The 22,345-nt window shown below is 69.3% G+C and carries 24 protein-coding genes and 1 pseudogene; 10 read left to right on the top strand and 15 right to left on the bottom strand.

Annotation, left to right across the window (positions count from 1 at the left end; translation table 11 throughout):
* Positions 1-106 precede the first annotated feature (106 nt).
* A complete protein-coding gene (locus IE206_RS37450) occupies positions 107-1,066 on the bottom strand; it encodes a hypothetical protein (RefSeq protein ID WP_189970374.1) in 960 nt (319 codons plus the stop codon).
* Positions 1,067-1,219: 153 nt separating this feature from the next.
* On the opposite strand from IE206_RS37450, the gene IE206_RS37445 reads away from it, so the two are divergent.
* The 3 genes from IE206_RS37445 (at position 1,220) to IE206_RS37435 (ending at position 4,551) form a co-directional block, all read left to right on the top strand.
* A complete protein-coding gene (locus tag IE206_RS37445) occupies positions 1,220-2,185 on the top strand; it encodes a hypothetical protein (protein WP_189970372.1) in 966 nt (321 codons plus the stop codon).
* Complete coding sequence (locus IE206_RS37440; RefSeq protein ID WP_189970370.1) at positions 2,182-3,276, top strand: tyrosine-type recombinase/integrase; 1,095 nt, start codon at positions 2,182-2,184, stop codon at positions 3,274-3,276. Before IE206_RS37445 ends, IE206_RS37440 begins: the two co-directional genes overlap by 4 nt.
* Before the next feature lie 135 nt (positions 3,277-3,411).
* On the top strand, positions 3,412-4,551 hold the full coding sequence (locus IE206_RS37435; protein WP_189970368.1) for an amidase: 1,140 nt from the start codon (positions 3,412-3,414) through the stop codon (positions 4,549-4,551).
* Between the two features lie 523 nt (positions 4,552-5,074).
* Here the strand turns inward: IE206_RS37435 and IE206_RS37430 are convergent.
* Both IE206_RS37430 and IE206_RS42900 read right to left on the bottom strand, forming a co-directional pair.
* Positions 5,075-5,650 (bottom strand): trypco2 family protein, encoded by a 576-nt coding sequence (locus tag IE206_RS37430; protein ID WP_189970366.1) that lies wholly within the window; start codon positions 5,648-5,650, stop codon positions 5,075-5,077.
* A 306-nt stretch (positions 5,651-5,956) separates the two neighbouring features.
* Positions 5,957-6,823 (bottom strand): hypothetical protein, encoded by an 867-nt coding sequence (locus IE206_RS42900; protein ID WP_226598855.1) that lies wholly within the window; start codon positions 6,821-6,823, stop codon positions 5,957-5,959.
* A gap of 123 nt (positions 6,824-6,946) precedes the next feature.
* Between IE206_RS42900 and IE206_RS37420 the strand changes: the two genes are divergently transcribed.
* The gene (locus tag IE206_RS37420) at positions 6,947-7,345 is read left to right on the top strand and encodes a hypothetical protein (protein WP_189970364.1); all 399 of its coding nucleotides are present in this window, start codon (positions 6,947-6,949) and stop codon (positions 7,343-7,345) included.
* Complete coding sequence (locus tag IE206_RS37415) at positions 7,342-8,427, top strand: site-specific integrase (RefSeq protein ID WP_226598854.1); 1,086 nt, start codon at positions 7,342-7,344, stop codon at positions 8,425-8,427. The genes IE206_RS37420 and IE206_RS37415 overlap by 4 nt, the downstream gene beginning before the upstream one ends.
* Before the next feature lie 88 nt (positions 8,428-8,515).
* On the opposite strand, the gene IE206_RS37410 is transcribed toward IE206_RS37415, so the two are convergent.
* Entirely contained in the window at positions 8,516-9,634 is a 1,119-nt protein-coding gene (locus IE206_RS37410; protein WP_189970362.1) for a hypothetical protein, read from the bottom strand.
* A 563-nt stretch (positions 9,635-10,197) separates the two neighbouring features.
* On the opposite strand from IE206_RS37410, the gene IE206_RS37405 reads away from it, so the two are divergent.
* Entirely contained in the window at positions 10,198-10,350 is a 153-nt protein-coding gene (locus tag IE206_RS37405) for a hypothetical protein (protein WP_189970361.1), read from the top strand.
* Positions 10,351-10,512: 162 nt separating this feature from the next.
* Here the strand turns inward: IE206_RS37405 and IE206_RS37400 are convergent, their stop codons facing one another.
* Positions 10,513-11,376 (bottom strand): ATP-dependent DNA ligase, encoded by an 864-nt coding sequence (locus IE206_RS37400; RefSeq protein WP_189970359.1) that lies wholly within the window; start codon positions 11,374-11,376, stop codon positions 10,513-10,515.
* Between the two features lie 88 nt (positions 11,377-11,464).
* On the opposite strand from IE206_RS37400, the gene IE206_RS37395 reads away from it, so the two are divergent.
* The 3 genes from IE206_RS37395 to IE206_RS37385 are packed head-to-tail and all read left to right on the top strand — an operon-like array spanning position 11,465 to position 12,451.
* Positions 11,465-11,704 (top strand): DUF8825 domain-containing protein, encoded by a 240-nt coding sequence (locus IE206_RS37395; RefSeq protein ID WP_189970357.1) that lies wholly within the window; start codon positions 11,465-11,467, stop codon positions 11,702-11,704.
* Positions 11,701-11,886: a hypothetical protein gene (locus IE206_RS37390; protein WP_189970355.1), complete on the top strand. Its 186-nt coding sequence runs from the start codon at positions 11,701-11,703 to the stop codon at positions 11,884-11,886. Before IE206_RS37395 ends, IE206_RS37390 begins: the two co-directional genes overlap by 4 nt.
* A gap of 46 nt (positions 11,887-11,932) precedes the next feature.
* Positions 11,933-12,451 carry a DUF6233 domain-containing protein gene (locus tag IE206_RS37385; RefSeq protein ID WP_189970353.1) on the top strand — a complete coding sequence of 173 codons (519 nt, stop codon included), beginning with the start codon at positions 11,933-11,935 and terminating at the stop codon, positions 12,449-12,451.
* A 46-nt stretch (positions 12,452-12,497) separates the two neighbouring features.
* Here IE206_RS37385 and IE206_RS37380 read toward each other — a convergent pair whose 3' ends face one another.
* The 6 genes from IE206_RS37380 to IE206_RS37355 all read right to left on the bottom strand — a co-directional run bounded on the left by IE206_RS37380 (position 12,498) and on the right by IE206_RS37355 (position 15,932).
* Positions 12,498-13,388 carry a GNAT family N-acetyltransferase gene (locus IE206_RS37380; protein ID WP_189970351.1) on the bottom strand — a complete coding sequence of 297 codons (891 nt, stop codon included), beginning with the start codon at positions 13,386-13,388 and terminating at the stop codon, positions 12,498-12,500.
* A gap of 88 nt (positions 13,389-13,476) precedes the next feature.
* Positions 13,477-13,647, bottom strand: coding sequence for a hypothetical protein (locus IE206_RS37375; protein ID WP_189970349.1), 171 nt, complete (start codon positions 13,645-13,647; stop codon positions 13,477-13,479).
* A complete protein-coding gene (locus IE206_RS37370; RefSeq protein ID WP_189970347.1) occupies positions 13,644-14,780 on the bottom strand; it encodes a radical SAM protein in 1,137 nt (378 codons plus the stop codon). Before IE206_RS37370 ends, IE206_RS37375 begins: the two co-directional genes overlap by 4 nt.
* A 320-nt stretch (positions 14,781-15,100) precedes the next feature.
* Positions 15,101-15,322 carry a hypothetical protein gene (locus tag IE206_RS37365; RefSeq protein WP_189970345.1) on the bottom strand — a complete coding sequence of 74 codons (222 nt, stop codon included), beginning with the start codon at positions 15,320-15,322 and terminating at the stop codon, positions 15,101-15,103.
* Entirely contained in the window at positions 15,319-15,495 is a 177-nt protein-coding gene (locus tag IE206_RS37360; RefSeq protein ID WP_189970343.1) for a hypothetical protein, read from the bottom strand. Before IE206_RS37360 ends, IE206_RS37365 begins: the two co-directional genes overlap by 4 nt.
* Positions 15,492-15,932 (bottom strand): ATP-binding protein, encoded by a 441-nt coding sequence (locus tag IE206_RS37355; RefSeq protein ID WP_189970341.1) that lies wholly within the window; start codon positions 15,930-15,932, stop codon positions 15,492-15,494. The genes IE206_RS37360 and IE206_RS37355 overlap by 4 nt, the downstream gene beginning before the upstream one ends.
* A 405-nt stretch (positions 15,933-16,337) precedes the next feature.
* On the opposite strand from IE206_RS37355, the gene IE206_RS37350 reads away from it, so the two are divergent.
* Positions 16,338-17,657, top strand: coding sequence for an NsdA family TPR-like regulatory protein (locus IE206_RS37350; RefSeq protein ID WP_189970339.1), 1,320 nt, complete (start codon positions 16,338-16,340; stop codon positions 17,655-17,657).
* Positions 17,658-17,678: 21 nt separating this feature from the next.
* On the opposite strand, the gene IE206_RS37345 is transcribed toward IE206_RS37350, so the two are convergent.
* The 4 genes and pseudogenes from IE206_RS37345 to IE206_RS37330 form a co-directional block, all read right to left on the bottom strand.
* Positions 17,679-18,704 carry an NAD-dependent epimerase/dehydratase family protein gene (locus tag IE206_RS37345; protein WP_189970337.1) on the bottom strand — a complete coding sequence of 342 codons (1,026 nt, stop codon included), beginning with the start codon at positions 18,702-18,704 and terminating at the stop codon, positions 17,679-17,681.
* A gap of 185 nt (positions 18,705-18,889) precedes the next feature.
* A complete protein-coding gene (locus IE206_RS37340) occupies positions 18,890-19,936 on the bottom strand; it encodes a hypothetical protein (protein WP_189970335.1) in 1,047 nt (348 codons plus the stop codon).
* Positions 19,937-20,623: 687 nt separating this feature from the next.
* A complete protein-coding gene (locus tag IE206_RS37335) occupies positions 20,624-21,730 on the bottom strand; it encodes a hypothetical protein (RefSeq protein WP_189970332.1) in 1,107 nt (368 codons plus the stop codon).
* Positions 21,727-22,185: pseudogene (locus tag IE206_RS37330) on the bottom strand (RNA polymerase sigma factor); the annotation flags it as partial. The gene IE206_RS37335 and the pseudogene IE206_RS37330, both read right to left, overlap by 4 nt.
* Between the last annotated feature and the right edge of the window lie 160 nt (positions 22,186-22,345).

The following is a 22,345-nucleotide window of genomic DNA, read 5'->3' as shown; positions in this document are numbered from 1 at the left end:
GCTTTGTGCGGACCGTGCCCCCGCCGTCACGCCCGGCCGGGCGTGAGGGGACCGCACGCTAAGTCGGGCTCGTACGTCATGCGTTGCTCCTTGGTGTGGGTGTCGCTCAGTGTTCGGTGGCGTGCTGCAGGGCGGTGGCGACGGTGGCCAGCACGCCGTTGCGGGTGGCCGGGTCGGCGGCGAGGATCTGCTCGACCTCGTCGGGCAGAAGGGACTCGGGTGGGCAGCCGGTGCGCAGCAGTTGCACGACGCCGGTGTTCTCGTCGGGGTGGGCGGCCCAGTGGCGGACGGTGTCGAGGCCGCCGTGGTCGAGGGCGGCGGCCATCAGGTAGCCGGTCAGCAGGGTGCGGGCTGTTTCGCGCCAGTAGTCGGAGGCGTCGACGTGGCTTAGCAGGGTGTTTGCCATCGCCTGGGCGGCAGCCTCATCCGCGCACGCGTCGAGGCGGAGCGGGGCGGGAGCCGCCTCTTCCGGCAAAGACGACTGAGCGCTACGGGCCTTGGCCCAGGCCGTGAGTGCTTCGGCGTGCTGCTCGAAGAAGGCGCCGGCGCGCTCGCGAGCCAACTCGGGGCTGCGGCCGACCTGTTCGTACAGCTCCGAGAGGTGATCGATGGCTGCCTGCGGCGGGTGGCTCGAGGTGGGGAAGACGCGGGCGAAGGCCTCGCGGAAGACGGCGGCGAGGTGGCGGGGGAGCCGGTAGCCGCCGGTCTTCTGCCAGGATGAGCGGCCGTCGTAGGTGGAGGTGAACGGCAGCTCCGCGCCGACGGGCAGCCAGCCGTCGCGGATGCCGCGGGTGACGGCCTTGGTGATGGCGGCGGACGGGCCGCGCAGGGCGGCGTCGCCGTACGCGGCACGGTACTGCTCGCCGTCGACCCAGCCGTCCCCCTCGGCCACGGCGCGCAGGAGCTGCCGGCCCCGCGGGGCGACTTCGCGGATCAGGTGCTCGACGCGCTCCGGCGTCCATACGGCGTCGCCGACGGTGACGGTCGCCTGACGCTGGCGCGCCAGGTCGAGAAGTCCGGTGGCGAACTCCCCGTCCTCGTCTTCGGTCTCGATGATCAGTCTCATGCTGAGCCCTCCCCTGCGAATGAACCGATAACCGGTTGAGACTCGGCTCAACCTAGCGGGGCGGCGGTGTGAGTGTGGGGTGATTCCGTGATGAGACTCAGATGGAGCGCCCCATCCTAGAACGCACAGGATAATTACGGTTATCCTGTCGGTATGCCGACGCCGCGTCAGAACGCCCCCAAAATAGGCGATTTGCGAGATCTACGAAGTTCCGTTGAGGCTCCCGTCGGACCACCCGGGCCCGATCCGAACGCGCTCGACTTCCCGCCCGTCCGCAACGGGGTCGACTACCTCCTCAGCGTCGTCGACCACCTCACCGCCGACCCGGTCGGGCCGCGGCACGTCAAGTACGCGGTGCTCCATCTCCAGGCGGCGGCCGAGGTGCTGCTCAAGGCCCGCCTGGTGCGTGAGCACTGGAGCCTGGTCTTCGATGACCCGGGCGCGGCCAGCGAAAAGGCCTTCCGTTCCGCCGACTTCAAGAGCTGCACCGTCGGCGAGGCGGTGACGCGCCTGCGCAACATCGCCGGCGTCACCATCACGGACAAGGACCAGGAGGCGCTGGCCGCCCTCGGCCGGGACCGCAACGCCCTGCAGCACTACGGCCTCAGCCACAATGCCCGGGCCGTCGAGGCACGCGCCGGGCGCGTGCTCGATTTCCTCATGCGGTTCCTGGACGACGTGCTGGTGCCCGGCCTGCGGCTCGATGAAGTCGAGCGCATCACCGCGGACGTGCGGCGCATCCGCCGCGGCCTCACCGGCGTGCACGCCTTCATCACACAGCGGCTGCGCCGGCTGAGCGGAGACCTGAAGGGGTGCGAGAACCGGACCGTCCTCTGCCCGTACTGCGGGCAGATGACGCTCGTTGTTGAGAAGCCTCTCAGCACGTGCCTCTTCTGCGACGCAGAGGTCGGGGCGTCGGAGATGACGACCCACCTCTTCCTCAACACTCCCGAGGGGGAGGCAAGCCGCACCGCCTTCTGCCCCGACTGCGCCGAATACGCCGTCGGACGCGACACCCTGCTCGCGACGGGCGGGCGGGCGGACTTCTGCTTCTGGTGTGTAGGACCCGTCTCCCTTCCCCCCACTACGCCATCCCCCAAGCCTTCGGAGCACCCGTGACCGCGCTCACCCGCACACCCCACGCGGACCTCCCCGCCCGGCGCCCCGACCCGCGCGCCCTGTGGCCGGAGCATGCCCGACGGCTGTACGACCACTTGGTGGCGCTTTATGGCGAGGACGACCCGCTGCCCACCCTCGCCGCGGCTTGGATCGGCCACCAGCGCTCGGTGCACACGATGAAGTCTTATGCCCGCGGCTTCCGTATCTTCGAGGAGTTTGCCCGGGAGTACGGCGTCCACCCGATGGCGGTGAAGTTCGCCCTCGCGGACACCTTCCGCCTCCACTTGGAGACGTCCCCGACGTGGGTGCGAGTCAGAGGTGGCCGGCGCGGCGAGATGGCCCGCACCGGCCCGCCGTACGCGGACGCCTCACGGAAGAACGCCCTGTCGGCGGCTTCCTCCTTCTTCGTCTACCTGGACAAGGTCAGCGACGACGGGGTGAAGAACCCCTTCGACGCGGTCCAGCGGCCCTACGTCGATCCCGACTACTCCTCCACGCCCGGCTACACCGAGGCGGAATGGGCCCGGTTCCTGGCCGTTGCCCGCGATGAACACCGGGTCGCGGCCTACCGTAAGCGCGCCTACGCGCTGCTGCTCGTCCTCTATACCTGCTGCCTACGCATCGACTCTCTGCTCAACGCCCGGGTGGAGGACCTCGGTTACGACAAGGGGCACCGCGTGCTGCATCTGGAGAAGGTCAAGGGCGGCGGCCGGAAGAAGAAGCCGATCCCACCGCTGGCCTGGGACGCCCTGCAGGAATACCTCGGCGGCCGAGAGGCAGAGTCGGAGTGGCTGTTCTGCACGGCTACCGGCGGCCAGCTCGACGAACCGGCCGTGTGGCGACTCCTGCAGTCCCTCGCCAAACGCGCCGGACTCCCGCTGCGCGGCCCCCACGGAACGAAAGTTGACGCCATCACCCACGCCCTGGCCAGGCCGGACGCCCGTCCCGACAAGATCCAGAGCTGGGCCGACCACAAGGACTCACGCACCACCCAGCGCTACAACAAGCGCAAGGAGCTACTCGACGACAGCCCCGGCTATGGCATCGGCGCCGCTCTCGCCGGCGCGCTGCAGCACGGAGCGGAGGAGTGACTGCCCGCCCTCGCCTCGTACTACTGGTCGCGGACGCGCGGCCGCCGACCCAGACGGGGCGCCCCGCGGCACACCCAACGACAAGAAGCGCGGCGGGCCCACACGATGACGCGGGCCCCGGAACAGGAGATCCGCATGCCTGAGCGTCACCCTCACCTGGGGCTGTCCGCCGTCGAGATTGCCGAGCTCGTCAATGGCGGCAAGTTCACCGCCAGGGAGATGGTCGACTCGGCCCTCGCGGTCGGCGCCGACCGCGACGAGCAGCTGCGCGCCTTCACCACCTGGTGGCCGGAGGAAGCCCGGGCCCGGGCCGCGGAGGTCGACGCGGCCCGGGCCGACGGGGTGTACCTGCCGCTGGCCGGGGTCTCGTTCGCCGTCAAGGGACGGGAGGGCGTCCGGTCCGTGCAGAACCAGCGGCTGGTCGACGCCGGGTGTGTGCCGGTCGGCGCGACGGCCGTCCCGCGGGCCGGTACCGCCTGGCAGACCTACGGCGTCACCGACCGGGGCCCCACACTCAATCCGCTGAACCCCGACTGGTCACCGGGCGGTTCGTCGGCCGGTTCCGCGGCCGCGGTCGCAGCAGGGCTCGTACCGCTCGCCACTGGGTCGGACGGAGCAGGATCCGTACGCATCCCGGCTGCCTGGTGCGGCATCGTCGGCTTCAAGCCCACCAACGGCCTGTTGCCCGCCCGCGACCGGGCCGGGCTGAACAGCCCCGGGGTCCTCACCCGCACTGTGGCCGACGCCGCGGCCTACTACAGGGCCGTCGTCCCCGCCGCCGTCCCGGCCCCCTCCAGCCGGGCCCCGAGAGTGGTCTGGAGCCCCACCCTCGGCTACGCGGACACCGACCGGGACGTCGCCGTGACCGCGCTGCGCGCGCTGCGCCGGATTGGCCGCGCGGGCTTGTGCGAGCTCGTCGACCACCTGGTGCCGCTTCGTGATCCGGCTCCGGCCTGGACCGCGCTCCGCAGCGGCAGTGCCGACCATGGCACCGAAGCCCTCATCCGGCACAACACCCGGGTCCTGGACGAGACCTTCAGGGAGGCCGACCTCGTGGCCACCCCCACGACGCCGCACCCGCCCCATGGTCTCGACGGCCCGGGATCACGCATGAGCGTGGCGCTCACCTGGGCATTCAACCTCTCCGGCCATCCCGCGATCACCCTCCCCGCTGGCCGTACTCCGGCAGGTGAGCCCGTCGGCCTTCAGCTGGTCGCCCGCCACCACGCCGACACAGCGCTCCTCAGCGCAGCCGACACCTTCAACTGCACTTGAGGGGTACGGGCAGCAGGCCAACGGTCTCGGGGAACAACGAGCCCGCCGGTCGGCTTTCGTGCATGACCCCTCCGGTACGCGTCGGCGTCAGGCGGCTCCATCTCCCACAGCGGCCGGCCGAACCAGGATCGGGCAAGGTGAGAACGCTTCAGGAATCCTGAAGTTACGTCAGCCCGCGAACTGCTGCAGGAGAGAGGGCGAACCGCCTGGCCACGGGGTTGAGGACTTGGGAGGGCTCAGAGCAACCCACGGGATGTCGCACAGCCGATACGGCAGACGCAGCTCAGCAATGCCCCCGACGAACTGTCGGGGGCATTGCTGAGCGTCCCGGCGGACGGGCCAAGCCAGGGTTGACCATCGTCTACGCCCGTACCGGGATCCGGCCGGGCCATGGGCAGGACAGCCCGTGGCCCCGAGCAACGAGAAGACCGACACCCCAGTTCACGGTGTCGGCCTTCATGAGGCCCATGCGGCAACATGAATCCCTCAAGCCCTGTGGATCAATGGGTGGAGCCAGTAGCCATCAGGGACGAACTCTTCGCTGGCTACTGGTGGCTTTCTTGGCTGCCGATTTCTTGGCAACGGTCTTCTTTGTGATGGTCTTCTTGGCTGGGGTCGCCTTTTTAGCCGTGACCTTTTTTGCGGCCTTCTTAGCCGGAGCTGTCTTCTTGGCTGGGGCAGCAGCTTGGGCACGGAATCTTTCCTTCTCTCGTGCCACTACTGTGCCCCACTGCGCTTCTCTCATTGCGCCTCTTTCAGAACCAGCGGCTACTGCCTCGGCCACATCCGCCACAGCCGCCGCCCCCAGCGAGCCTCCGTCTGGTAGCGGTACCAGCCTCAGGTTGATGTGGTGGACCGTGCCCTCCGACTGGCCTCTATTCAGCTCGCCGCCGAAGGTGATGACAGAGATCTTCAGGTCGCCGCGTTTGTCCTTCGTGACGGTCACCGACAGGGAAACCTCGGCTTCTGCGACACCAAGTCCAAAGGTTCCATGTTTGATCCCGAAATAATGGGCCGCCTTCAAGTCTGCACTCAGTGCTTGCAGGACCTCATCTAGGCCAAAGGTGTCTTTACTGTCGACGGGCGATGTCTGAGTCATAGGTTCGATATTATTGACGACCTGTTCCTACCCGAGTAGGCGCGCCCCTGTATAAGTCATGACTCTGTCGAATGGAGTGCGCCGGCAAGGTTGGCGGCGAGTCCGTACCGGGGGAGTCGTCGAGGAGTTCCTTGCGCCGGTTGTAGCGCTGCGTGGTGCGGGAGTCCTTGTGATCGGCCCAGCGCTGGATCTTGTCCGGGCGGGCGCCCGGCTTGGCCAGGGCGTGAGTGATGGCGTCGCCCTTGGTGCCGTGCGGGCCGCGCAGGGGCAGGCCGGCTCGTTTGGACAGGGACTGGAGTAGCCGCCCTAGGCGGTTCGGGTGACTGCTCCGGAGACGAATTCCTGGACGAGGGCGGCGGCGAGGTGGACGGCCGCTCGGGAGGCTTCGAGGGACTCGTGCACGGTGGCGTTCTGGGCACCGTGCCGGGAGGTCTGGCCGTCCCACAAGGCGCGCATCATCGCCTCGACGTGGGAGATCGGCTCGCCACCGGGCGGCGTGGCGAGCACGGTGCTGAATTTGTGACGGGCGTTCTTGATCTCGCCGAGCATCGTGCCGAGGGTGGCCTTGGGATGATTGGGCTGGACGACGGCGTGCGCGGCGGCCTCGGCCGCCTTGATGGATTCGCTGTAGGCGCGTACCGGGTCTGGGCTGCGTCCGTAGGCCGACTGCCAGGCGGCGGCCAGGTGATCGGCGGCTGATCCGACAGCCGGCTCGGCGGCCGCGGCGGTGATGGTCTGACGGACCGCGTCACGCACGGCCGGGGTGACCCGTTCCTCCAGCCCGTCCAGTGCCTCGGCGACCCGGTAGGCGGACCCCCCGAAGTCGAGGAGGGCGGCGAGCTCGTGGACCGCGTCGCGGTCCACGGAGCGTCGTTCGGCCTTGTACGCCAGAAGCTCGTCGATCACGTCGAGCAGTTCGTCATCCTGGGTGGCAGCCAGGGCGGAAGAGTACTGCCCCCCACTCCGGCCCCGGCCGGGAGCTGAGATGCGCAGCCGGAGGCACACGGCGCGCGCCGTTTCCTCATCCTTGTACGAGCGGGCCGTGAGGAAATCGTCCACCCACGACTGGAGCGGATCGCGGAGGTGCGCGGGCACACCCTCGAAGGGCCCGTCGTGTTCGGCTTCGCTGCGGCCGAGACGGACAGAGAAGCGTGGGCGGCGCGCGCTGGTCATGACCCGGAGGATATCCCCAGAACCTGCATGTCGCGTCGGATAACCTCTCCTTATCCGACGCGACAAACCCGACGCGGAACCGGTGATTCCACAACCGGCTCCCGAGGCGAAACGGACCCCTCTGTGACCGGCATCACCACCCGCCCGCCGTCCCGCCCCGCCGAGCTGGCCCACGCCGCCGCTCTCACCGAGGCCGACGTTGACGCCCTGGCCGCCTACCTCAAAGCTCGGCTGGATGAAGTCCGGGACCGCAACGACTACCTCAGCGACGAGTGGCGGACCGCCATGTCGCTCAGCCTCGTGGTGTCCACTCAGGCCGACCGGGTGCGCGACACCTTCACCGGCGACTCCCCCGAGCTCCTGCTGGCCCGGCGCCGCCAATGGAACGAACTCGTCTGGCTCGTGAGGCCGTGGGAGTACGGCGCGGCCGCGGGCTACGACACCACCCGCTGGTGCCACCTGATCCACGCCGACGCCGCGGACGCCGCCCGGGCAGCGGCATACCGCCGGAGCTGTCTGTGACCGCCGCCGACCTCGCCGGTCCTGACGGCGCGTTCATACCCGCGGCCGCCGAGCGGCAGGCGCTGATCGAGCGGTGGGCCGAGCGGCACGGCATCGACGCCGCCCGCCGCCTGGCCGAGGCCGAGGACCTGGCCGATGCGGTCGCCCAGGAGATCACCCCGGACAACACCGTCGACACGTACAAGAAGTCATGGCGGGTGTGGGAACGGTTCTGCGCCGCCGCCGGCCTGCCCGAACGCGAGTCCAGCCGGGGCGCCTTGGTGGCGTTCGTGGCCTGGATGCTGCGCGAGGGCCAGCACACCGGGCGCGGCTACGCGCCCAGTTCGGCCTCCACCCACCTGGCGGCCACCGTCGTCGGGCTGCGCGAGCGCGGTGTGCAGGTCTCCGGTGACGACCAGGCCGAAGCGCGCGCCGCGCTGGAGGGCCTGGCCGTCAAGCTCCTGCAGGCCGGCGAGCGGCGCGGCCGCGGGCAGGCGGTCGGCGCCGACGTCGACGGGCTGCGCGCCATCGTCCGCTCCTGCCCCGACACCCTGGCCGGCGACCGGGACAAGGCCCTGGTGCTCACCGGCTTCAACTACGCCAGCCGCTCCCAGGACCCGGCCGGACTGCAGAGCGGCGATGTCACCCTGCACCCGCGCGGCCTGGTCGTCGCCGTGCTCACCGGCAAGACCAAGCACTCGGTGCGCAACGCGAAGATCCCCTACGCCCAGGACCCCGAGCTGTGCCCGGTGCGCGCATACACCGCCTACCGCACCCGGCTGGTCGCCGAGCACGGCGAGGCGTGGGCCGACCCGTCCACCCCCGCGTTCGTCGGCATTGACCGGCACGGGCACATCACCGGCGGCATGGTCCCCGACAGCGTCACCCGCGCGATCAAGCGGATCTCCCAGCGGGCCGGGGTGCCCATCCACTGGACCGGCCACTCCCTGCGCATCGGGCTGGCCTCCGAGGGTCGCAAACAGGGCAGGGACGGCATCGCCATCGCCGACCAGGGCGGCTGGGCCCGCCACTCCCGCTCCATGCTCGGCTACATGCAGCGCGACGACGGCTGGAACGACAACGCCGCCGCCGGCCTCACCTGACGACTGTTCGCGTCCGCCGGTGGCCGTGACTCCGGTCGGTACGTCTAGACAGAACGCCCCCCAGGGCCGCATCACTGAGCGGCTCGGATCATCCTGTGGCTCCGGAGGCCTTGGTGCTCAGCTCCCGGCGCCGCTCTAGCGACTTCTGCCGGAGGAGGGACTCCTTGAAACACTTCTCGCTGGCATCCTGGGCGAGACCCTCGTCGGTCACCTGGTAGCGATCGGGCTCATAGCTGTCGCCGTGGGTCCTGGGGGCGAGGAAAGCGGCGGCCAGCGCCGCATTCAGCCCCGATGAGGATTGGGGCTCGGAGGGCGACTCAGCGTCAGCGGCGACGGTCGTGCCCGGCCTGGCGTACTGGACCAGCCCAAACTCAAGGAGCCGGTTGCAGGCGTCTTCGTACGAGTCCCGGCGGAGCCGGAAGTAGTCGTTGCGCGTGTTCGCGTATAGGTACACACCGGATTCGGTGTGCTTGTTCGGCATCGTCTGCGCCAGCCATTGCAAGATCAGCCAGGTGGCCACCTCCGACGGCTGCAGAACCTGGATCCAGCCACGGAGGAAGAAGGTGGCGGGCACGGTAAAGGTCGTGTTCCAGCGTGCCCGCGGGACGGTGTAGAGGTTGGGCGTCTGTGTGTCGCCTCGTCCTCCCTCCTGCATGAGTGAGAACGCCGCGTAGCTCCGGCTGCTGCTTTTCGTCTTGGGGACCTCGACAAGGGACCGCTGGTCGTCCGGGCCGAGGGCCTCCAGGGTCCGCAGTGCTCCGTGGATCTGCTGGACGCGCAGGGTCTGGATGTCCCGGTCCACGCGGGTGGCGGGCATGTAGGCGTTGCCGGGCTGGTCGAAGGCGCCATCGACGGCGACGAAGTCGGCCCACGAGCGGTGGGGTCCCTTGAGCGGCGGGCTTCCGTCGGCCGTCCACTTCTCACCGGCCGTAAGACGGCATTGCGCCTCGAACACGGCGAGCAGGTAGAACCGTAGAGCCACGCCCCGGGGGCGGAGGAGCTGCGTGAGCGCAGGGGCCGGGTCCTGCGGACCGGAGCTCAGCAGATCCCTGCGCAGCCTGATCGTCGTAGGCCGGTGTCCGGCCTCCCATACCCGGTGAAGGGCATTGTTCGCGCGCTCGACATAGCGGCCCTTCCTCAGTTCCTCCAGACGGCGCACCCGGCGTGCAACGGCATCGAGTTCCCCCGGCACAGCCCCTCCGATCAAGGTTTTGATCCCAGCGTTTTGACCCGCACATAAGAGCGTACCTATAGAGAGTTATAGATCCTCAGTGCGGGTCAAAACCTTGATCGTTTTTTGGTGGCCCCTCTCCGGGCGGCCTGAAAATTATGAGTAGGCCACTCAGGACGAGGGCTCAGCGGCATCGCCGTTCGCGGGAAACGCGAACGGCCCCGGGGGCATCCGGGGCCGCTTCACAGGATCTTCGATCGGAAGATTTCGTTGACCAACATACAAAGACGTACGACTTCTGGAAACTCTGCGCCTGCTCCGGAGCGGCTTCCGCTGAGGTGGGCGGTCATCCTGATCGCCGCCGGGGTGGTGGCCGGAGTGGCCTTCCTCGCGGGCGGTCCGCTGGCGGCGCTCGGTGCGGCGGGTACGACCAGGAGAAGAACCATCAGGTCCATAGCCGAGCCTAAGGGGCGCTGCACGGTGGCGTCGACCGAGCGCGCAAGCAACCCGCGCCCCACCAGGCTCCTCGCGTCTTCCTTCTCTCTCCCCCGGCCGGGCCGCCTGCTTTGGGTGTACCGGGCCGTGCGACGGGAGGAGGGATGAACGACGACCAGATCAGCGTGCGCACGGTGGTTCTGCTGCTGGTCGGTGCGCTCACCGTCGTGGTCGCCGTACGCGACCCGGAACTGGGTGTGGCGATCGGGATCGGCGTCGTCGTGGTCACGCTGCTCCACCAGCTGATGGGCAAATAGCGTCCAGGCCGCGCGGGCCAAGCCAGAACTGTTGGTCTACGCCCGCACCGAGCTCCGTCCTGGCCATGATGCACACCGGCGGCAAGTTCGGCTCCTGTCGAAAGGGCTCGTAGGAGTGGACCGTGGCCAAGATGCTCAGAAACCCGGCTCGCACGGATCCGTTCACGGCACACGGGTGACGGTCACGACCGCGTGCCGGGTGGTGCCGGCCAGGACCTCGACCGTGAGGTCTGTGGTGGCTGAGGTGTAGGTGTCGCCGCCGTCGGTCCGGGCCCGGCCGCCGGACCCGGCGGCGGCCAGGCGGGCCGCGGCGGCACCGGCCAGCGGAGCGGTCAGCCGCTGCGTCAGCGCCCGGCGGCCGTCGGGCAGGCGGACGGCCAGCGCCCGGGGACGGGACGAAGGGCCGGTGTATCCGACGACTTCGGCGTCGATCGTGTCCGCGTGCCGGATCTTCACCCAGATCCGTCCCGCCCGGTAGGGCGCGGTGGCGCGCTTGGCGACGACGCCCTCCACCCCCTGGGCCTGGAGGTGCTCGTACCAGGCGCGGGCCACCTCGATGTCGTCGGTGGCGGGGACCGCCTGGATGGGCGGCCCGATGTGCTCCAGGACCTGGAGCAGGAGGCGGCGCCGTTCCAGGTAGGGCCGGGCGCGGATGTCGCCGAGGTCGGGATGGGCGAGCAGGTCCCACACAGCGTAGGAGGCGGGCAGTTGCGCTCCCAGGACCCGGGCGCGGGTCACGGTCGAGGCCGCCCGGGCCTGGACGGCCGAGAAGTCGAGGCGGCCCTCGTTCCAGATCACCGCCTCGCCGTCCAGGACGGTGCCCGCCGGCAGGCTCATCCCGGCGAGCGCGATGTCGAACCAGGCGGAGGTGACGGTCCGCCCGGAGCGGGCGTGCGGTCGTACCGTGTCCGCGTCCCGCCACAGCACGCACCGGTGCCCGTCCATCTTCGGCTCGTACCACCAGCCCGCCCCGGCCGGGAGGACCGGAACCGGCTGGGCGAGCGCGACCGCAACCGGATACTCCACCCCTCCAGGCTGCCGCCCACCCGGTCGTGGTGCCCGGCAGGGCGTGTCTGGACGTGCACCAGAATTCGAACACGTGCTCTATCAAGTCATGGCGCGAAACTTCCCTCCCGACCTCGTACAGGCCCAGCGCGAGTGGACCCGCACCTACGACGCGCTCGCCGCCGAGCCGTTCCGGACCGTGCTGCGCCGCCGCCTGCAGCTGCTGTCCTCGCGCATCGCCCGCCATCCCTACTGGAGCGCCGCGGCCGGGCGCTCATCAGCGGACCGCACCGAGCTGCGCCGCCAGGCCCGCGCCGCCGAACAACACGAGAAGAGACATGCGGCATGACCACACCTGAAACACCGGCAAGACCCTCCACCGCCGCCCGGGACATCCCCAGCGACCAGCGCGGACACTGCGCGATCTGCTCTGCGCTCATCCAGCGCTACGGGCCCGGCGGAAATCCCCTGTGCCCCTCATGCCTGGCCCGGGTCGAGGCAGCGGCCGGAAAGAAGCCGACGGCGCGCTAGCCCCCGCCCCGACCCGGGGCGCGGCCGCCCGTGCCGGGTGGTGCCCATGACTGAACAGGACCCTTTCGAGCCGCCGCCCGTCACCGTGATCTGGCCCGACGGCCAGCGGCAGACCGGCACCCTGCACGCCCGCCATCAAGTGCTCCCGGACGCCTGGCTGTACCTCATTGCTGTGCAGCTCTGGAGCGCCAATGAGGAGGGGCAGGTCGAGCCCGTCATCTACCGGTCCTGGGTGGAGGCGCCCGCCCACGTGCAGCCGGTGAAGGGTGTCTCGTACGATCACGTGCCGACCAAGAGGTTGCCGCCCTCGGCGCCGCCCCTGCCGGTCAGCGATCCCCAGCGCCCCCGCGGCTGGGTCCTTGAGCGCCTGCCCGGCGCGGGACCGGCCCGCGGCGTCCTGCACGCGCCCGACTGCGGCGAGGCGCCCCGGGGTGTGCCGACGCTCTCCCTCAACACGGCGCTGGACACAGCCGAAAAGCCGGGAACCCGGCTGTGCACACTCTGCTCCGCCGCCGGCGAACTCGACCCGATGTTGCACGGGTTCGACCACATCCAGGACGACTGAGGGGCGAGGACTTCGGCGGGGATTCCAGCAAGGCGCACGGCCGGCATTAGGCCGCCCTGGAGCAGACGAAGCCGAGTGAGGTAAGACCCTCTGCCTGGCACAGCCGGTCGGAGGCTCCGCCGACTTCGGTCTGAAGGATCTGGTAGGCCGCGCCGTGTTCGCGGCCCCAGTTCATGGCTGCGCGCCACAAGGCGCGGCCGTAGCCGTGGCCGCGGTGTTCGGGGGTGACGCCGAAGTACTGGGGGAGGAGCTGGGTGGCGCCGGTGGGGTCGGTGATGGTCTCCATGGGGCCGATGGCTCCGGCCACCTGGCCGTCGTGGGCGATGGTGAGGACCGGTCCAACGGCCCCGGCTTGCATCTGTTCGTGGAGGAAGGCGAACCCGTCGGCCTTCATGTTCTCGGCGAAGTCAGCGAACGACGCTTTCACGGTGTCCGGCTGGTCGTCGTACGGCCGTACGACGGCATGGGGGCGTGGCTCCGAGGAGGGGGTGGTGGTGAAGTCCTTGAGCTGGACTCGTGTGCCCACACCAGCGGCGTACTGCTCGGGCTGTTCGGGGCCGAGGAACCACACGATGCGGGCGTTGGCGGTGCCGTGCGTGGTGGTCAGCTTGCGGGCCAGGTCTGCGCCGGCGCTGAGGCTGTCGGGCTGCGTTCCGTACACGTGGACCTTTACCGTGCCCGTGCCCGTGCCGGTCTCGGTGAGGGTGGGGATGAAGGTCTGGTGCGGGGTGTGCTGGATGTCGCCGGTAAGGATGCGTTCGGCCTTGGACGTCGACCAGCGGCGGCCTTTGTCGTACGGGAGGAACCGGCCGGTACCCGCGATGTCGGCGGCGGCCTCGAAGAGGTCGGCCGGGTGGCATGCGGGGTGGACGGGGCCGAGGGTCGGTACGTACGGCACGGGCATCACGGGCTTCATCCAGTCCCAGTGAAAGCGCATGACCGCACGCTACTCACTTGCCGCACGGGGCGCAGGCCCCGGCCGAAGATGGCCGGGGCCTGCGCGTTCACGACCCGATCGGATTAGGTCAGTGGGGGTTGTCGTCGCTGCCGGTGCAGGAGCAGTCGTTGCCCTCGAAGAGGTCATCGACGTTGGCGACGGGGATGATCTCGTTCGTCGCGAGCACTGTGGTGCTCTCGGGGCGGCCCGTCGGGCTACTCGGCGGGCGGGTGGTCAGTTCGACCATGATGGCGGTCATGCGCTGTGTGCCTCCTTCGTGTCTCCGTGTTGGCAGTACAGGTGCAGTGGTGCCTTCGCTTCCTGGTACTGCTTGGCCATCGGCCTGCACACGCGGCAGGTGCCGGAGATCTTGCAGCCAGAGCAGCCCCCGGTGCGAAGCATGAGGCGGTCGGAGACGGAGGCCAGGCGGCGCAGGCCCTCGGCTCCTTCCGTGATGAGGTTGATCTGTTCGTCGCGGCCGACCTTGCAGATGCTGGCCAGGCCGTGCGGGTCGGAGTGGAAGTGTGTGATGCCTGCGTTGCAGCCGGTGTAGGGCTTGCGGGCTTTGATGTGCTGGGGGGACTGGGCGAGGAGGGGTTCGGCGGTGCCGTAGATCGTCGGCGTCATGTTGGGGTAGATGTAGTGCTCTACACCCCACGCCTCCGCCATGGCGATCATCGCGTCGACCTCGTGGGCAGAGTCCTTGGTCACCACGATGTTCAGCCGTAGCGGCAGCCCCGCTTCCCTCGCTGCGGCCATGCCCCGCTGGAACGCCCTCCAGGCGCCTTTGCGCTGAGTGAGAGAGTCCCAGCTCTCCTCGGTGGCGCCGTAGACGCTCACCACGATCCGGTGCGGGGGCCGCATCGCGAACAGGTCCAGCAGGGACGGCATCCACAGGCGGGATCCGTTGGTACTGATGGTGAGGACCATGCCGAGGGCGAACGCGTAGCGGTAGGCGTCCTCGAAGTGCTTGTCGATGGTGGCCTCACCCCCCGTGATCTGGAGATAGAGGACGCCGGCGTCTCGCATGGTGCGCAGGAGCTGCATCTTTTGCTCCCAGGGCAGGCCGCTGAATGCCTTGTCGCCGAGGTAGCAGTGTTTGCACTCCCAGTTGCAGCCCAGGTTGATCTCCCAGGATGCTCGGGCATAGCCGTACTCGGACGGGGCGCGTACAAGGACGGCTTCCTTGAACGGCTTGTCGAGGTCGATGTCGATATCCCACGTTGTTCGGGCCAGGTCGGCGAACCACTGCGGGGCGCTCTCGCCGGCCTGGGTCAGTGCCAGTGCCCGCAGTTCCTTGTAGCGGGCTTCGGGGAGCCGGAAGCCGCTCAACTGGCCCGGCTTGACTGCGAGGTAGCCGCCGAGCATCGGTGAAACGATCACGTCGTGCATGCGAGTCGCCTCCTTCGGGTGGTCGCCACGGTGCAGAACACGCCGTCGTCGGAGTCGTCGGGTACCGGGTCGCACTCCATGCGCTGCCTCCTTCCTGCCTGAGCGGGTGGGAGCCCTGCCGGGGCTTGAGGTGGGGTGGCATCCCTCGGGGGTGGGGGATGCCACCCCGTCCCGCGTAGACGGTCCTGCCAGAACATCGCCGCGCGGGAGTCGTGGGCCGTCCTGTCCCCGGGGCCGGGCGTGGGTGGGTGCGGCACCCTGGGGGCGGGACGGAGCCGACCGGCGACACGCAGGCTTCACGGGGCCCCGCCGCCGGGGGTTCACGGGGTGGTCTGCTCGGCCGGGCGTGCAGAGCCGGCAGCCGCCTCGGTTTCGGCCGGCGCGATCTCAGGTCGGGCGACACCCACCGGTACCCAGGGCGCGGCGCTGACCGCGCGGGGGGCCAGGATCAGGGCCGGGGGCAGCGCGCCGAGCACCGCCAAGACCAGCAGAGGGCCCAGCCCCGCCTCCCGTTGCGGCTTGGCGTGGGCGCCGCCTCTCACCGGTCCTCCCTCACCGTGCCCGGCCGCAGAGAGTCGGTGACCTGCTGAAGGGCCACGGCCAGCCGGTCGAGTACCGCATCGAGTTGGGCGTGCCTCCACTGCGAGTGCAGATCGGGCGTGGCCGGGTCACGCGTGGGCCGGGGGTCGGCGGGTAACGGGCCGCGGGCGGTCATGGGGTGGTCTCCCTGGTGGTGTCGATGCGCGCCCAGACGCGTTTCCCCCACGGCCGCAGCCCCGAGCCCATCCGGTCATACCCCCACCGCTCGGCGAACGCTTCGACGAGGACCAGGCCGCGCCCCCCGAGCGCACCCGGCTTCGGGATGCGCCGGACCGGGACCAGTAGCGGCGCCTGGTCGACGACGGCCAGGTACAGCCAGCCGTCCGCCGGGCGTTCCACGATCACGCGGATAAGGCGACTGCGGGTGTGCCGGACGGCGTTCGTCACGAGCTCGGACAGGATCAGGGCGGCCGGTTCGGCGGCTTCCTCCACTCCCCAGGTCGCGCACGCGGTGCGGGCCAGCCGACGCGCTATCTCGGCGGTCCCCGGCGCACACGGATGAGTCTCGGAGTAGCCGGGGTGTCCCGTCGTGCGGGCGCGGGTCTCCGCCATCGTCACCGGGTCCCCCCAAGCTCGCGGTACCGGCCGCCTACCGGCCGGGGGCGCGGTGCGACCGGCGCCATGGTCCTGGTGGTGCTCGCCTGCTCCGGGGGTGTCTGTCTGGTCATCGCGGCCTCTGCTCGCGGGAAGTGGAGGTGCCGTCGCGCTCCGGTGATCTGCGGATTACGGAGCGTCGAGCGACGACGCATAGATTCCGCCCGATCCGGGTGTCTCCGCCATGCCGCCGCAGGTGTCATCTGACGCTCTTTCAGGGGTACGCAGTGTCGTGCGCATAGCGTCAACGTGTCATGTGCGCTGGGGGTGTTGCGCTGCCGCCCTGTTGGCGGGTCCCCTTCCAGTGAGGGAAGTACCGGCGCGAAGGCGCGCCCGGCAGACCACGACAGATGAGGGGGCGGCATGAGCAAGACGGCTCGCACGCTGCTCAAGGTCTTGGTTGATCAACGCCGCTGGCGGTACCGGGACTTTGAGCGCGAGTTCCGCTGCGCCGCTGCCCGGGTGCTCGATGAGGGGGTGCGGAATCTGACCGTGTCCGAGGCGCAGTTCCGCCGCTGGACGGCCGGGAAGGTCGAGACCCTTCCGAGCCCGGAGGCGTGCGCCGTGCTGGAGCACATGTTCGGGGTCCCTGCGGCGGCGCTCTTCGACCTGCCTCCCTCGGTGGCACCCGAACCCGCGTTCAACCTGGAAGACGAAATTGCCATGACTGCACGTGACGCCCAGAACGAAGCGGCCGAGGCCGCCGCCGCTTCCATCTCAGACACCACCCTTGACCAACTCCGAGACGACGTGGCCACACTGGCGCGCTCGTACACCGCGACGGCCCCGTTCGATGTGTTCAACCGGGCCCGGGAACTGCGCGAGGAGGCCGAGGCAGCACGCGGCCGGACGCAGGTCCCCGCCCAGGCTCAAGACCTTCTGATCGTGGCGGGGCAGGCGTGCGCGCTGCTGGCCACAGCCGCTTTCGACCTCGGGTCGCTGGACGGCGCGAAACGGCTGTGCCGGTCGGCGGCCCTGTATGGGGAGACCGCACGCTTTGATCCCCTGCGCGCGTTCGCCGGCGGAACGCTCGCCTATCTCGCCTATTTCTCGAACCAGCCCGCGGAGGCCGCGCGGCTGGCCCGCCGGGCCCAGACGTTCACCGGTGTGGGGGATGTGGCGCGGTGCAGGCTGGCCGCGATCGAGGCCCGCGCGTTCGGCTACCTCGGAGATCCTGTATCAACGCAGCGGGCCCTCGACGTCTCGCAGGCCGACGGCCAGGGCCTGACCGACGACCTGCACGACACGGTGGCCGGGGAGTTCGGCTTCAGCGCTGAGCGGCTGGCGATGTCGAACGCCTCGACGTGCCTCCTGCTCGGCGACGGCGACCAGGCGGAGACCAGCGCCGTGCGGGCGCTGGAGCTGGCGGCCAGGCGACCGCCGGCGCAGCGGTCGGTCCGGGTGATCGGCGGGGCGGCTGCGGATCTGGCAGCCGCCCGGCTGCTGCGCGGCGACCTGGACGGCGCGGCCGACGCGCTGGAGCGGGTGTGGGCAGTGCCGCGTGATCAGCGCGCCACCGGGCTGCTGGCCCGTACCGCGCGGGTGCGGCGGGCACTGACCACCGAGCGGTTCCGGGGCGCTGTGATCGCCGGGGAACTCGGCGAGCGGATCGAGGACTTCACCCGGATGTCCGCGCAGCACCAGCTGGGAACCGGCGGCCCCATCGCCGCCCTGGAAGGCTGACCGCTCCTGCCGGACAGTCAGTTACTCGCCCCCGAGAGAGGCAAGGATCTTCGCCTCCTTCTCGGGGGCGATGCCGTGTACGTCCCAGCGCGGATGGGCCACCGGGCGCCCGTCGGCCTGGAGCCACGCCCACGTGTCGGCGATCGTCTCACCGAGCGGGCGACACCGCAGACCGGCGCCCACGGCCCGGGCGGAGTCGACGGCCCACGCCCCGGCGTGCGTGCGCCACAGGGGCATTTCCGTCCACTGCTTGACGCCATGGGCGGTGAGGTCTTCCGGGGACGTCCACACCGGGCGCCCGGCTCCCCCCGTCACGGTCAGGCAGGCCGTCACGAACTCGGCGAACGTCAGGCCCTCGGGATGGGAGATGTTGAAGGCTCCGCCGGCGCCTTCGGCGGCGGCCTGGTCCAAGGCGAACGCGGCCACGTCGCGGACGTCGACCGGCTGAATTTGCTGATCCGCCGGAGCCGGGGCGAGGATCCGGCCGCCGCGAGCGGCCCGGGTGAGCCACCAGGGCAGGCGGCCGACGTATTCGCCGGGCCCGAGGATCACCCCGGGGCGCAGGAAGACCGCGCGTTCGCCGAGTGCTTCGGTGACCGCCCTCTCACCGCCCGCCTTCTGGAACCCGTACTTCGTGGGCGAGCCGTCCTCGCCGGTGTAGCCGAACGCGTCGTCGGCGTCCGGCGGGCAGTCCAGCAGCGGGGACGCCTCGGTGAGTCGGTAGTGGGGCCAGTCGGCGTACACGGAGACGGTGGAGAGGTGCACCCAGCGGCCGACCTGACCGGCCAGGGCCTGCGCGGCCAACAGGACGTCACGAGGCGGCAGTTCCCCGCTGGACGTGTCCACCACGGCATCCCACGGGCCAGCGGCAGCAAGACGCCCGAGGTCTGCCGCGGACGTCCGGTCGCCGTGGATGGCCTCCACGCCGGGGGAATCGGGACCGGAACGGCCCCGATTGAACGTCGTCACCGCCCACCCGCGCCTGAGTGCGCCGGCAACGATCTCCTTACCGAGGAACCAGGTTCCACCGATCACCAAAATTCGCATGCCACCGATCCTGCCTCCACGAGGTCCTGATCGTGTCCGCACCAGGATGCAGCCATAGCCCGTCAACCCCCTGCGCGGCCGCTACACGATCCGGTCGGACTGCATGCGCGATCCTGCGAAAACGTTGCTTTCTCCTGTCCTAGACGGCCCGCCGCCCGACTTCTGTGCTGCTCAGTGGCGACTGCTTAGGTCGAGGGCGAGAACGCGGCCGGCGCGGGGATCAGCGCGTGGGGGTTGGGGCGCCATTGGGCGACGAAGGGGAAGGTGTTGTCCACCCACAGCACTCCGGCGAGGTCGTCCGGCATGGTCCACCTCGGTGGTCTGTCGGGCTGCATCTCGATCGGCTCGTGGATGAAGGAGTCCCCGAAGTCGAACTGCACGCGGATGGAGTTGGCTCCGCGCAGCAGGTCATCGAGCTGTCGCACCTCAAGGCCGGTGAACTTGTGGGCTCCCGCTGCGACGATCAGCGGCAGGCCTGTCTCCTGGGTGAGCTCCCGGTACTTGCTGACCTTCTTCTCGATTCCGGCGACCAGGGGCTGGGCGGAGACGATGCGGGCCATTTGGCTCGGGGGCACCAGGCAGGCGGCCATGCCCGGAGCCTGCATCGCGCGGCGGGTGCGGTGGTCCGCCATCACAAGGAAGGTGTAGCCGTGGCTGGGGAAGCTGATCATGTGCAGCGGGGACATCAGCCAGCGCCGCAGGTCTTGGGCGATCTTCTTTGCCGTCTGGGCATCGGGAGCTTCAAGTGGCCGGTCACGGTGCCCGGCCACAGTCAGAACGAGGGGAACTGGGATGTCTTTTACACGCTCCACCAGCGCGTGCCAGGCCTTCATCCGGGAGAACGTCTCCTTGGGCGGGCTGTGGGTCAGTACCTCGACCAGCGCGATCGGTGACCCAGCCGGGTCGGTGACGGTCCAGTCCGGTGTCAGAGTGCCCCAGCGCTGTTCGTACTCGATGTTGAAGCCGCGCTCGCGCAGGGCGGCTCCGGCCGCGAGTTCGATCATGTCCGGCCAGAAATTCTGGTCGCGCCACAGCTTCGCCGCGAACGCGTCGGCTTCCTTGTCGGGCAGGAGCGCGAGCTGCGCGTCCAGCCAGGTCCGCCACGGAGCGTACTTGTCGTCCACGGCCAGGTCGTAGGACAACATTCGTCCCTCCGGCTGCCGCCGGCCGTAGCGCTCTCGCTGCTCTGCCACGAACTCGGGACCGAAGCGGCGCGGTCGTTCCGTCTCCATGGAGAAGCATTCTGGGTTCCATGGGCATTGCCGTGCATCCGAGTTGCCCGGAGCGGAGCCGGGCTGCTAGGGGCCTGCCTTGCGCAGAGCGTCGGCTTTCGAGGCGAAGGTCTTGGCCCCGTTCGAGAAGTAGAGCAAAAACGTCCGTTTCAGAACGGGAAAGCGGCTCCTGACCGGTAGCGGCCCGTGCCGAAGGTACTCGCGGGTTCAGCGGGTAGCTCGCGCTCAAGCCGTCCGCGGCCGTTTCAGCAGGTACTTGATCCCGGTGCCGGGCACGGCTACGACGGGCTCCCATCCCTGCTGGCCCACCTCGTTGAGAAGGCTCAGCTCTCCAGGTGGTGCCAGTTCGTTCGCGGGCCATGTTTTCGGCTCGCCGGTGGGAGCCTGCCAAATCCAGGGGTCCCGGTAGCACTCAGCGCTACTGAGACCCCTGGACGCTGCTGAAGGGCGAGCAGGGGCTCGTGTCCGGCAAGCGCGGTGCGCCGCGCCTTGGCTTCGCCGTACTGCCGAACGCGACCCCGCCGCACGTCGCCGGTCGTGACACCCCTCGTTTGCGGCTGGTGACAGCGTTCTTACCGGCACATTCCGCTAGCTGAAATGCAACCCATTTAGCTAACAGTGAGGAGAACCAAAAGGCCTGCGGCGCAGGCAGTGGGTCAGGCCGGGCTCTCCCTGCAGCCGCCGCGTTCAGACGAGTTCGGCGAATTCGCGGATCGTGGCGGTGCCTGACCGCACGACGTAGATCCCGCTACCAGGTGCCACTTCGGTGGAGATGGCCTTGAGGCATTCGACGTCCACGGCCTCTGGCCACCGGGTCTGGTGCACGGACCAGTGCACACCCGTCAGGTCGACATCCGCCAATGCAGCATCGCGCAGGTCTGCCGTGGTGAAGTCGTCCAGGAACAGGTGCAGATCGTCCAGGGCGAGCCTGGGAAACCCGCGGCGCCCGACCTCTCGAGCAAGGATCCTCTGGAGTTTCGCGAGGCATTCGAGAGTGAACCCCTCGATGGTGTAGAAGACCGACATCATGAGCCTGTCCAGACTGGCGGCGTGGTCCCGTACCTGTGAAAGCGCCTGTCGCAGCTCTCCCTGCACCTGCTGGCGGCTGTTATTGCGCCCTGGCCTCTGGTGACCACGGCTCCCCCTGGCGCGGCTGAAGTACTCCACCTCGCGAGTCAGGATGCTGGCGCGGTCGATCACAGAAGCGAGATCTCCTGCGAAGTCGAGAACCTCGGCGAGACTACGGCGGGCCTCATCGTCAAGCCTCGGGTTCAGAAACCCACCAGCCGCGCCAAGCTGCTCGTAAAGGTTGCGGGCAAGTCCGCTGAACCGGAGCGACGTATCAAGGGCCAACTCGAGGAAAATGTGGCCAGCTACTACCGAGTCTTGTAGCCGCCGTGTTGTCTCCACCATGGCGTGCTTGAGGCGATACAGCTCAGGGATGCGTTCCCTGGCTTCGGCTCCTCGCAGCACCTCAGGATGCCTGCGCAACGCGATCCGGACGGGTGGACTTACTGCCGCCAGCAGCGCCTCCACGGAGGTGAGCTCCTGGACGTCCTGAGCCGGCTGGGCCTCGGGCTCTGCTTTCCGCGGGAGGATGGCAGCCAGTCCAGCCTCGACATCAAGCACCGAATCCAATCCGTCGGTCATCGTGTCGTTGCGGGACTGGAGCAGCACTTCGCGCAGCCCGGCTTCGATATCGAGGACTGAGTCCAGGCTGTCCAGGAGGTCTTGCTGCCGCCGGTCGAACCAGTCGTCGGCAGCGGGGTCGTACACCGTCTCGTGATTGGTCACTGTCCCTCCTCGCACTGGCGCACCTTTTCGGCTGCTGCCCGCCGGGCCTTTTTTAGACTCGCCCGTACGGCCTCTGGGTTCATGCCGATCTGTTGGGCGATCTCGGAAGGGGTGAACCCGCTGTACGTCCAGGCCAGCACTTGCCGTTGCCTGATCGGGAGCCCGTCCAGGACCCGTAGCGCTTCCTGCTGGCACTCCCACTCGCCTACTGCGTCAGGGCGCGGAAACAGGGAGGTCGGCTCAGGAACCTCTTCGAACAGGTCTTCCCGCACTTCGGAGATCTTGCGGACCAGGGCACGGGCGGCGACGGTGTAGACCCATGGCTTTGGGTGCTGGATCTCTCCCCACCGCTGGTAGGCCTTGATCATGGAGGCCTGTGCGATATCGGCAGCGTCCGCCACGTTGGCCCCCTGATTCACCAAGAACGCCACCAGCTTGCGCATGGTGTCGCGATAGAACTGTGAGAACTCCGCGTCGACCGTCCACCGCGTCGTATGGCTCCGTTCGTGGAGCGTGCCCTGACGGGGAGCCCCTGCCGCGGTCGGTAGATCCCCGCTGCCTAATGGGAGCTACGGAGTCGGGGAATGCTTGATTCCGTAGCCGCCAGCAGGTGAG

The organism is Streptomyces violascens, assembly GCF_014649955.1.
Taxonomy (GTDB): domain Bacteria; phylum Actinomycetota; class Actinomycetes; order Streptomycetales; family Streptomycetaceae; genus Streptomyces; species Streptomyces violascens.
This window is presented reverse-complemented; position numbering and strand designations above follow the sequence as displayed.